Origin of the sequence: Candidatus Pelagibacter ubique HTCC8051 (genome assembly GCF_000472605.1) — a bacterium.
GTDB lineage: Bacteria > Pseudomonadota > Alphaproteobacteria > Pelagibacterales > Pelagibacteraceae > Pelagibacter > Pelagibacter communis_B.
The window spans coordinates 584758-595695 of record NZ_KI421440.1; the positions used below are offsets into that span (position 1 = coordinate 584758).

A 10938-nucleotide genomic window follows, 5' to 3' on the forward strand; every position below is an offset into this window, starting at 1 on the left:
TTAATCTGTTTTTAAATTTTTCTCTAATTTTCTTACAAAGAAAGAAACAATTAATATTAAGACTAAATACTCCAATATTAAGAAAGTATAGATTTCTAAAGGTCTATAGGTGGTAACAACTAATTCATTAGCTTTTCTAGTTAAATCGCCGATACCAATTATGGAAACTAATGATGACATTTTAAGCACATAAACAAATTGATTTCCAATAGCAGGCAAAATATTTTTTATTGCCTGAGGAAGTATTACTAACCTTAATCTTTTAAAGAAATTTAAACCTAATGAACTTCCAGCTTCCCATTGTGCTTTTTTAATTGAATTAATTCCTGCTCTAAAAATTTCAGCTTGAAAAGCACTTTCACTTATAGCTAATGCAATTATCCCAGAAACAAATGGACTAAAGCTAATACCTGTCATTATTGGTAAGCCATAGTAGATCCATAAAATTAAAACTAATAATGGAACAGCTCTTACAATTTCAACATAACCAATATTTATGTAAGTTAAAAATTTGTTTTTTGCTAAAGAGGGGATCGCAACAACAAAACCCAATATCATAGATATAACAATAGACACTACAGAGATAAAAATTGTTGTAGTTAATCCACTTAATAAGAATTTTAGATTTGTTAATCCTTCAACATTATTAGGTGAAATAATAAACCATCCCAATTCTTGATCTGTACAAGAAGAGAGAGGAAGTATTAAGAGTAAAAAAAATATATTTTTCACTCTTAAAATTATAGATAATTAATTACTAATATCTAATTGATTATAAACTTTTAAGACTATATTTAGCTAACAGCTGTTCAAAGAAACCAGAGCTTTTTTTCTTTTCAATCCAGTTACTCACATATTCATTCCAAACACTATCTTTTTTTGGAACCATCATAGCTAGAAAAGCTGGATTTTTTTCGCCATCCTGAACTATTGCTAATTGTGGGTATTTAACAACTAGTTTATTAGCCTCTGTTGAACTTGTAATGTTTCCATCGGCTCTACCTGCCAAAACTTCTTGAAAGTCTCTAGCTGGGGCTTCAACAGATTTTAAAGTAGAATTTGGAAAAAATTCTTTTGCTTTTTGCTCTTGAGAAGTTCCAAGAGTAGTAGCTATTTTAACACCATTTTTATTTAAAGAATCCCAAGTTGAAAACTTTTTTAAGTTTTTTTTAAGAACTAGCGGCACCGTTCCATATTTGTAATATGTTGAAGTAAAACCAGCAACTTCTGCTCTTTTAGGAGTCTTAGTAACACTTGTTGAAATGTCGTATCTACCTGAAGTAATTCCTGAAACTATAGTTTTCCATTCAGTTGGAACAAAAGTAATTTTTACTCCCATGTCTTTGGCTAATTCATTCATGACATCAATGTCAAAACCCTTGTATTTATTTGTTGCTGGGTCTTTCATTGTCATTGGATCCCAGTCACCTGTAGTTCCAACTTTTAATTCACCAGATGCTAATATTTGATCTAGTTTAGATTCTGCGTTAACTGAAAGGGGTAAAAGCACCATAAGTGCAAGTAAGATAAGTTTTTTCATAACTTCTTTTACCCACAAATAATTAAAAATAACCTTATAACCTTGACGCACTATCATTAATCCAAGAGTACAAATGCTCTGAAAATGAGCGTCTAACAAATAAATTAACTAAATTTTCACCTTTATTCTGAATTATAACATCAATGTTGTTTAGTAATGTCTGTGTTGTAGATCCTTTTTTTTCTTTAAATTCATTAAAGTTAAATGGACTACCAGTTGCAAATAATTCATATATATTTTTCCCTTCTAATTCTAGCATTACAAAGTGATCTGTTACATCAATTACAGCACCTAAATTAGTTTTTGAAATGTCATTATACAAACTTTCTTCAACATCATATTTAATTGTATCTTTTTTTTTTGTTATATCGTTAGATATTATCATCCACTCATCTGGGCTTAGCCAAATAGATGTGAGTTTAGAGCTAGATGATGAGGTATTTGCTTCTGTAGGTAAAATCATATCTAAATGTTTACCAACTGTAGTAAAGAATTCTCTTTTTTTGCCTCTTAGATTGAGTTTCATTATAGGTGAGAATTCTTTGATAGAAATATCATTATGTTTGATTTCTTTATTAATAGGAGAATTATAGTTAAGCATTTAACCTCTTATTTTCTTTATCAAAAAAAACTGAGTTTGTTATAGTTACATTGATTGTTTTATTTTCCATTGGAATAAATAATTTTTTTCCCATCATATTCTTTCCATCTCTAACAACTGCTAGAGCAATAGATTTTTTTAAATTAGGACTGTAATAACTTGATGTAACGTGACCAAGCATATTGACAGGGGATTGATTAAGTTCTGAAACAATTTGAGCCCCTTCTTCTAAAACTATATTTGGATCATCTGTTACAAGCCCAACTAATTGTTTACGATCTTCTTTCATAGTGTCTGATCTATAAAGTGATCTTTTACCAATAAAATCATACTTCTTTTTACTTACAACCCAATCCATCTGAAGATCAATAGGGGTCATAGTGCCATCTGTATCTTGACCAACAATAATAAACCCTTTTTCAGCACGTAGTAAATGCATAGTTTCAGTACCATATGGGGTGATATTAAACTCTTTACCTGCTTCCATACATTTGTCCCAGAGAGCTTTACCATAATTTGCCTGAACATTAATTTCGTAGCTATGCTCACCAGTAAAACTAATTCTCATTATTCTGCATTTAATATTTTCGATTTGTGCTTCTTTAAAAGACATATGAGGAAAATTTTCTTTTGAAAAATCAAGATCTGGAATAATCTTATTTAAAATCTTCTTACTATTAGGGCCACAAATACTAGCAGTTGCATAATGATCAGTAACTGAAGTTAAATAAACATCTAATTCAGGCCATTCAGTTTGCAGATAGTCTTCAAGTTTACCTAAAACGTTAGCAGCACCACCAGTTGTTGTTGTCATCAGGTAATGATTTTCCCCAAGTCTTGTAGTAACACCATCGTCATAAACCATACCATCCTCATTTAACATTAAACCATATCTACACTTACCAATTCCAAGTTTTGACCATGCGTTTGTATAAACTCTGTTTAAGAATTCTGATGCATCACTACCTTGAATGTCAATTTTACCCAATGTTGAGGCATCTAATATTCCAGCACTTTCTCTTGCAGCAACACTTTCCCGTTGAACAGCTTCATGCATGCTTTCACCATTAATAGGGTAATACCAGGCCCTTTTCCATTGACCAACATTTTCAAATTCTGCTTTATTATTAATGTGCCAATCATTCATTGGTGTTCTTCTAAATACATCAAAATATTCTCCAACATTTCTTCCAACAATTGTTCCAAATGTTAAAGGTGTGTAGGGGGGTCTAAAAGTTGTAGTACCAAGTTCACCCATTTTAACTTCAGCTGTATCAGCAATTATTCCAAGTGCATGCATATTTCCAAGTTTACCTTGATCAGTTCCCATACCTGTAGTTGTATATCTTTTTACATGTTCTATTGATCTAAATCCTTCTCTTAGGGCTAGTTTTATATCTTTTGCAGTTGCATCATTTTGATAATCAACAAATGGTTTAGTTTTCCCAATTGGTTTATCTGATGGTAAAAGCCAAATATTTCTTTTAGAGCTTTCTTTTTCACTTTCAACATTGATATTTTCAAAATCTGTTTTATCAATCTTTAAAAAATCTTTTAAATTAGTAGAAAGATTTTTAACAATTTCTTTTATCTCAAAATCACCATTACATGACCCAACACTCAATTGTTCAGAAGGGGATTTATTTGGTAAAAATACTTTATCACTTTCATCAAAAATTAATTTTCCACCTGATTGTGTAAATAAATGTACAGCAGGAGTCCAACCACCTGCAACACCTAAACAGTCACAAGAAATATTCATTTTGTTGCCAGTTACAGACAAACCGTCATTAGATAGTTTCATAACTGAAACACCATTCAATCTTTTATAGCCAGTTGTATCAACTATTGTACTAGACCAATAAACTTTGATACCAGCTTCTTCCACAGCTTTAACTATCTTAGAGTTTGAATTTTCTCTAATGTCAATTATAGCCTCAACCTTTATTCCTTTGTCGTGGAGACAAAAAGCACTTTCATAAGCGCTATCATTATTTGTAAAGAAAACATTTTTTTGACCAGAAACTACACCATAAAAGTCAGCATATTTTTTAACAGCTGACGAAAGCATAATTCCAGGTCTATCATTATTATTGAAGATAAGGGGTCTTTCCAAAGCTCCTGTTGCAAGAATAACTTTTTTAGCTCTTATTTTTAAGAGTCTTTGTCTAATTTTTCCTTGTTTATCTTTCTTTTCTAAATGATCTGTTAAATTTTCTCTTGCTAATAAATAGTTGTATCCATGAAATGCAGCAACGCTAGTTCTTGTCTTAATCTCAATATTTTTTATATTCTTTAATTCTTGTATTTCTTTTTTAAGCCAATCGGATGAGCTTTGATTTTCAATTTTATTAAACTCTCTGTTTTGATAAATTGTTGATCCTCCTAATTCATTTTTTTCATCAACAAGTAAGGTTTTTAAGTTATTTTTAGCTGCAGTTTTTGCGGCTAATATTCCTGAAATACCAGCTCCAACCACCAATACATCACAATGAACATATCTATGATCATATACATCTGGATCTTTTTCAGTTGGTGATTTACCCAAACCAGCAGAGTGTCTTATAAGGTATTCATATTTCTCCCAAAAACTTGCTGGCCACATAAAAGTTTTATAATAAAATCCAGCAGGCAAAAAAGCTGAAATAGCATTATTTATTCCTCCAATATCAAAATTAACACTAGGCCAACAGTTTTGGCTAGAAGCTTCTAAACCTTCATAAATTTCTACTTCTGTAGCTCTTACATTAGGTTCTGTTCTGTCTGTGCCATTGCTTATTTGAACAATTGCATTAGGCTCTTCTGAACCTGCTGTCATTATTCCCCTAGGTCTGTGATATTTAAAACTTCTTCCTACTAAATGAACATTGTTTGCAAGTAAAGCTGATCCAAGTGTATCACCTTTAAATCCGTAGTAAGTTTTTCCATTAAATTTAAATGAAATTCTTACTGTTTCATCAATAAATTCACTTGATTTAACTCTAAGATCGTTGGGCATATTATTGTACAGGAGGTTTTTCACCCATTTTATAAGTTAATATAATTTCATCGTTAGAGGTGTCTCTCACCATGTTAAACCATTTTCTACAACCATGAGCATGATTCCATCTTTCAAATTGAACACCTTTGATATTTTTTCTCATGAATAAATATTCTGCCCATTCGTCATCGCTTAATTCTGTTGGTTGTTTTGGTCTTTCAATATGAGCTTCACCACCTGCTTTGAATTCCTGCTGATCTCTTTCACCACAATAAGGACAATTAATAATAAACATTAATGAGCAACCGCTGCAGCACCATGTTCGTCAACTAGGTCTCCACTTACAAATCTATTTAAATTAAATGCTGCATTTAATTTGTGTGGCTCATCATTTGCAATTGTATGTGCAAATAAATCTCCAGAACCTGGTGTTGCTTTAAATCCTCCAGTTCCCCAACCACAATTAAAATACAATCCTTTAATAGAAGTCTTACTTAATATTGGACTAGCATCAGGACAGATATCTACAATTCCTCCCCATTGTCTCAACATTCTCATTCTACTGAAAATAGGGTAGAGTTCTAAAATAGCATTCAGTGTACCTTCTACTATTTGATGACTTCCTTTTTGTGTATAAGAAACATAATCATCTGTTCCTGCACCAATTACTAATTCACCTTTATCTGATTGACTCACATAAGCATGCACAGCATTTGACATGACTACAGTATCAATTATTGGTTTAACTGGTTCTGAAACTAAAGCTTGTAATGGTTTGCTTTCTAGAGGTAATTTTAAACCAGCCATGTTTGCTATAACGCTTGAATGTCCAGCAGCAACAACACCAACTTTTTTTGTTTTTATATAACCTTTTGTTGTTTCTATACCTTCAACAGTATCACCATTTCTTTTAATTCCTTTAACTTCACAATTTTGAATAATATCAACCCCCATTTCATCAGCACCTCTAGCATAACCCCACGCAACAGCATCATGTCTTGCTGTTCCAGCTCTACGCTGTAGTGTTCCACCTAGAACAGGGTATCTGATATCTGGTGATGTATTAATTATTGGGCAAAATTTTTTAACTTCTTCAGTGTTTAAATAAACAGCATCAATACCATTTAATCTATTAGCGTGAGTTCTTCTTTTTAAATCTCTAACATCTTGAAGATTGTGTGCAAGATTCATTACACCTCTTTGACTGAACATCACATTGTAGTTTAGCTCTTGAGATAAACCCTCCCAAATTTTTAATGCATGATCATATAGACCAGCACTTGCGTCCCATAAGTAATTTGATCTAATTATTGTAGTATTTCTTCCTGTGTTACCACCACCAATCCAACCTTTTTCGATAACTGCAATATTTTTCATATTATGTTTTTTTGCCAAATAATAAGCAGTAGCCAACCCATGACCTCCACCTCCAACTATAACTGCATCATATTCTTTTTTTGGTGCTGGATCTTTCCAAGCACGTTGCCAATTCTCATGATAAGAGAACGCATTTTTGATTAACGAAAATACAGAGTATTTATTTTTCATAATTATCGAATAATTACTTTATTAGTATTGAATTTTCAATACAATCGCTTAATACACTATGTCATATGGAAGAGTGGGTGAGAGGCTGAAACCAGTCGTTTGCTAAATGACCGTGCGAGGAAACTTGTACCGAGGGTTCGAATCCCTCCTCTTCCGCCATCAAAATAAAGGCTGATCTTTGAAAAAGTCTTTCATTGGTATAGGTTTTTTTTCTAAGATATACCTATAGACATTATAGTTCTCTAAAACTCGCTGAACATAGTTTCTTGTTTCTCTAAATTTTATTAACTCAACCCAATCAACAAAATTTATCTGTTTTTTTTGAGGGTTTTTATTTATTTTTTTCCAATATTTAACTCTATTAGGACCCGCATTATAAGCAGCTACTGCAAATGGGTAGGTACCATCATATTGTAAAATTAAACCAGCAATATAATGAGATCCTAGATTAATATTATATTCAGGATCAGTGGTTAATCTTGATTTTGAATAAGGAAGTTTTGCTTGTTTTGAAACTAATTTTGCAGTGTATGGCATTAGTTGCATTAAACCTTTTGCACCAGCATGACTATTGGCACTTAAATCAAACTCACTTTCTTGTCTGATAATAGATAGTATAAAAGCACTATCAGGAATTTTTCGACCATTTATAGTTTTAGGAGTACTTATAATTGGATAATTAAATTTATTATGAAATCTTTTTTGATAAGAAGCTATCTTTGAAACTTGTATTGCAAAATCATACCTTTCTATATTTGTTGCGAGTTCAGCTGCTAAAGCTTCACTACCTTTGTTTATATTGTCATTTGCAAGGTGTCTTAGAATAAATTTAGTGTATTTGTCTTTCTTTAATTCATCTAATAAATAAACAATTTTAACAAGTTCTTTATTAAAGAATATGTAACGATATTTATTATCAACTTCCATATCTTTTTTAAGTTCAAATTTTCCATTAGGCTTTAATTTTAGAAATGCTAATTGACCATAATAGGTAGTTAAATATTTTGAGGCTTGCTGATACCATTTATTAGATTGTTCACTATCACCTAATTTTTCATAAGCTCTTGCAAGCCAATAAGCTCCTCTAGATGTACTAATTGGGTAACTCACATTGTTATAAAAATTTTGAAAATGATCCTTTGCTGTTAATGGATCATTTAAAAAACTTAAAGAAATCCATCCACTCATCCATTCAGCAGAAGCAAAATCAGAACCTTCAGTCATTCCATGATTACTTGAAATCTTATATGCAATTTCGTATTTCTTTTTATAAATAAGTGCTCTTGAAATTATTTCACGCTCTTTCCACCATTTATCTGGCATAACCAAATAATCTTTATTATTTTTAATTTTTAGTAAAATTTCTGCAGAAGAATCTACTCTACCTTTTTTTCTTCTCCATTTTAATCGATCATAATTTAATCCAGCATTATTTTTTAATTTTTCTGGTACATTTTTAATTGCCTGGTCTACACCATAACCTTTGCTAATTAATATTTGTCTTGCTGTATATAAAAGCTCATAATCTTTAGGAAGATATCTAGTTAATCGTTTTAAATCCCAATATTTACCATTCCAAGCAAGATAATCAGCTCTTTTTATATAATCTTCCGCATTTAGATATTTTTTGAATTTTTTTCTAAAAAATTTTAATTCATTCCTAGATAATTTTGCTGTAATCCATCCTTCTTTTATTAAGTTAGCTCCTTTTGTTTTATTACCAGTTAGAGCATAACTTTCTCCAAGTATCATTTTTCCATATCCACTTAAAGGTTCTCTTTGATCAAACCAATTAATTATTTTTTTTGGAGATATTTTAGATGTTGATAATTTATGCTCAGCATTAAACCTCAATTTATCAATTCTTGGGTAATGACTATTCCTATCTATAAAAACTTTATAATCATAAAAAGAAGCTTGATTTCCAGGGGTTGATAAGTGTCTCCACTGAATAAAATTATATATTGATTTATCTTTAGCTTTTTTTGCAATTTTTAGTGACGAAGACCACCTACTTTTTTGCATCTCTGATATTGCTTTTCTTGCAATATTAAAATCTTTTTTACTATAGTATTTTGATATTTTAACACTTCTTGACTTAGTTAATCCAGCTATGGAAGGTTTTTTTTTCGGAATTTTAAAAGATAATTTCTTATCTTTTTTTATCTTTTCTATTTTTACTATTTTCTTTTCTTTAAATTTAATATTCTTAGTTATTGATGGCTTCTTAATTGGTCTCACAATATTTTGAGATATTTTTTTCTTTATTTCTTTATCTGTAAGGGAAGGTTTTTTTAAAGGAATTATGAGTGATGTTTCAGCTGAAACATAATTAAAATTTAATACCACTGATATGAATAAGCTAAGAAATAATAATTTTTTAAGCATAATGTTTTAGTATATGAATCTATAAACTATGTTATAAGTATTTATGTTCAAAGGATCAAATGTTGCTTTAATTACTCCATTTAAAAATAATGCCCTTGATGAAGAAGCTTATATAAAGTTAATTCATTTTCATATGGACAATGGTACCAGTGGTCTAGTCCCAGCTGGAACTACTGGTGAATCCCCAACACTTAACCACGAAGAACATCAAAGAGTTATTGATTTATGTATTAAAGAAAGTGCAGGTAGAATACCTGTAATCGCTGGAACTGGATCTAATTCAACTGAGGAAGCTATTTCTTTAACTGCTCATGCTGAAAAAGCGGGAGCGAACGGTGTATTAATTGTTACACCATATTACAACAAACCAACTCAAGAAGGTCTTTATCAGCATTACAAAGCCATTAATGATAACTGTGGAGTCCCAATTTTAATTTATAATATACCAGGGAGATCAGTAATTGATATGTCAGTTGATACAATGGCAAGATTATTTGAATTAAAAAACATTGTTGGCGTTAAAGATGCTACTGGAGATCTCGATAGAGTTGATCAACAATTATCAAAAATGGGAAAAGAATTTATTCAATTGACCGGTAATGATGACAATGCATTTGAATTTAATAAAAGAGGAGGCATTGGAACTATTAGTGTAACAGCTAATATCGCTCCAAAATTATGTTCGGATTTTCAAAAACTATCAATCTCCAATAATCAAAGTGATGTTAATGAAGCTGAAAAATTAGATAAGATATTGCAACCAGTTCATAGTGCAATGTTTATTGAAAGCAATCCAAGCCCAGTAAAGTATGGTGCTAAATTGATGAATTTATGTGATGATGCAGTTAGATTGCCATTAGTAAAAACTTCTGAAAGTTCTAAGCCAATTATTAAAAAAGCTTTAGAGTCAGCAAAATTGATTTAATGAACAAAAAAACCAATCCTGGTTTAAAAATTATTTGTTTAAATAGAAAAGCAAGCTTTAACTATTTTTTTGAAGATCTTTTGGAGGCGGGTATTGTGCTTAAGGGATCTGAAATAAAATCTATTAGAGAAGGCAAGATAAATATTGCTGACTCTTATGCTGTAGAAAAAAATGGTGAATTAATTTTAATTAACTCTCATATATCTGCTTATAAACAGGCAAGTTATTCTAATCATAATCCAACAGATGACAGAAAGCTTTTGTTAAATAAAAAGGAAATCAATAAATTAATTGGCAAAATGCAAAGGGATGGATTTACTATAGTTCCTACAAAAATGTACTTTAAAAAAGGTAAAGCAAAAGTTGAATTAGCTGTTGCAAAAGGAAAAAAGCAATTCGATAAAAGAGCAACAAAAAAAAATAGAGATTGGAACCGTGATAAAGCAAGATACATCAGAAAAACAAGCTAAAAAGATTTTTTTAGGTATAGGATCAAATTTAGGTAACAGACTAGGTAATATAGAAAAAGCCAAATATTTTTTATTGCAGAGTAAAATTAATTTTATTTCTTCGTCTAACTATTATGAGACACCATCTTGGCCAGATCCGAAGAAGCCAAAATATATTAATATTGTTTTAAAAGTCTCATGTGGATATGAACCTTTAGAACTTTTAAATTTGTGTAAAATTATAGAAAAAAAACTAGGAAGAAAAAAAGCACCTAAAAATTCTCCTAGAATTTGTGATATAGATATAATTGATTTTGATGGAATTATTTTAAATGGTAGATTAAAACTTCCCCATTCAAGCATGCATAAAAGAAATTTTGTATTACTTCCTTTATTTGACATTGAAAGGGATTGGAAGCATCCAGTTAAAAAAACTAATATAAAAAAGCTAATTTATTCCTTACCAAATAAGGATATTAGATCTATTAATCAAATTTGAATTAATGT

General features: G+C 30.5%; 10 protein-coding genes and 1 tRNA gene. 4 read left to right on the forward strand and 7 right to left on the reverse strand.

Features of this window, described 5'->3' with window-relative positions; translation table 11 throughout:
- Genes F754_RS0103175 through F754_RS0103200 form a run of 6 tightly spaced genes read right to left on the reverse strand, consistent with a single transcriptional unit; the run spans position 1 to position 6669 of the window.
- Positions 1 to 732, reverse strand: a complete 732-nt coding sequence (locus tag F754_RS0103175; protein WP_023648470.1) for an amino acid ABC transporter permease — start codon at positions 730 to 732, stop codon at positions 1 to 3.
- Positions 733 to 772: 40 nt separating this feature from the next.
- A complete protein-coding gene (locus F754_RS0103180; protein ID WP_023648471.1) occupies positions 773 to 1540 on the reverse strand; it encodes a transporter substrate-binding domain-containing protein in 768 nt (255 codons plus the stop codon).
- Between the two features lie 34 nt (positions 1541 to 1574).
- Positions 1575 to 2141, reverse strand: coding sequence for a sarcosine oxidase subunit gamma (locus tag F754_RS0103185; RefSeq protein WP_023648472.1), 567 nt, complete (start codon positions 2139 to 2141; stop codon positions 1575 to 1577).
- A complete protein-coding gene (locus tag F754_RS0103190; protein WP_023648473.1) occupies positions 2134 to 5139 on the reverse strand; it encodes a sarcosine oxidase subunit alpha family protein in 3006 nt (1001 codons plus the stop codon). Before F754_RS0103190 ends, F754_RS0103185 begins: the two co-directional genes overlap by 8 nt.
- 1 nt (position 5140) lies before the next feature.
- Entirely contained in the window at positions 5141 to 5416 is a 276-nt protein-coding gene (locus F754_RS0103195; RefSeq protein ID WP_023648474.1) for a sarcosine oxidase subunit delta, read from the reverse strand.
- A complete protein-coding gene (locus tag F754_RS0103200) occupies positions 5416 to 6669 on the reverse strand; it encodes a sarcosine oxidase subunit beta family protein (RefSeq protein WP_023648475.1) in 1254 nt (417 codons plus the stop codon). The genes F754_RS0103195 and F754_RS0103200 overlap by 1 nt, the downstream gene beginning before the upstream one ends.
- Before the next feature lie 67 nt (positions 6670 to 6736).
- Here F754_RS0103200 and F754_RS0103205 point away from each other — a divergent pair.
- Positions 6737 to 6828: transfer RNA gene (locus F754_RS0103205), tRNA-Ser, on the forward strand.
- Here F754_RS0103205 and F754_RS0103210 read toward each other — a convergent pair.
- Positions 6829 to 9057, reverse strand: a complete 2229-nt coding sequence (locus tag F754_RS0103210; RefSeq protein WP_023648476.1) for a lytic transglycosylase domain-containing protein — start codon at positions 9055 to 9057, stop codon at positions 6829 to 6831. It lies immediately after the preceding tRNA gene.
- Between the two features lie 43 nt (positions 9058 to 9100).
- Between F754_RS0103210 and F754_RS0103215 the strand changes: the two genes are divergently transcribed.
- From F754_RS0103215 to folK, 3 genes are read left to right on the forward strand one after another with little or no spacing between them, the layout of a single operon-like run.
- Positions 9101 to 9982 carry a 4-hydroxy-tetrahydrodipicolinate synthase gene (locus F754_RS0103215; RefSeq protein WP_023648477.1) on the forward strand — a complete coding sequence of 294 codons (882 nt, stop codon included), beginning with the start codon at positions 9101 to 9103 and terminating at the stop codon, positions 9980 to 9982.
- Entirely contained in the window at positions 9982 to 10452 is a 471-nt protein-coding gene (gene smpB, locus F754_RS0103220) for an SsrA-binding protein SmpB (RefSeq protein ID WP_023648478.1), read from the forward strand. Before F754_RS0103215 ends, smpB begins: the two co-directional genes overlap by 1 nt.
- Positions 10418 to 10930, forward strand: coding sequence for a 2-amino-4-hydroxy-6-hydroxymethyldihydropteridine diphosphokinase (gene folK, locus F754_RS0103225; protein ID WP_023648479.1), 513 nt, complete (start codon positions 10418 to 10420; stop codon positions 10928 to 10930). Before smpB ends, folK begins: the two co-directional genes overlap by 35 nt.
- The last annotated feature ends 8 nt before the right edge of the window (positions 10931 to 10938 follow it).

Bases quoted from the DNA above. Each gene is read 5' to 3' on its own strand.
- F754_RS0103180 (WP_023648471.1), bottom strand. From the start codon at position 1,540: ATGAAAAAACTTATCTTACTTGCACTTATGGTGCTTTTACCCCTTTCA.
- F754_RS0103185 (WP_023648472.1), bottom strand. From the start codon at position 2,141: ATGCTTAACTATAATTCTCCTATTAATAAAGAAATCAAACATAATGAT.
- F754_RS0103190 (WP_023648473.1), bottom strand. From the start codon at position 5,139: ATGCCCAACGATCTTAGAGTTAAATCAAGTGAATTTATTGATGAAACA.
- F754_RS0103195 (WP_023648474.1), bottom strand. From the start codon at position 5,416: ATGTTTATTATTAATTGTCCTTATTGTGGTGAAAGAGATCAGCAGGAA.
- F754_RS0103200 (WP_023648475.1), bottom strand. From the start codon at position 6,669: ATGAAAAATAAATACTCTGTATTTTCGTTAATCAAAAATGCGTTCTCT.
- F754_RS0103210 (WP_023648476.1), bottom strand. From the start codon at position 9,057: ATGCTTAAAAAATTATTATTTCTTAGCTTATTCATATCAGTGGTATTA.
- F754_RS0103215 (WP_023648477.1), top strand. From the start codon at position 9,101: ATGTTCAAAGGATCAAATGTTGCTTTAATTACTCCATTTAAAAATAAT.
- smpB (WP_023648478.1), top strand. From the start codon at position 9,982: ATGAACAAAAAAACCAATCCTGGTTTAAAAATTATTTGTTTAAATAGA.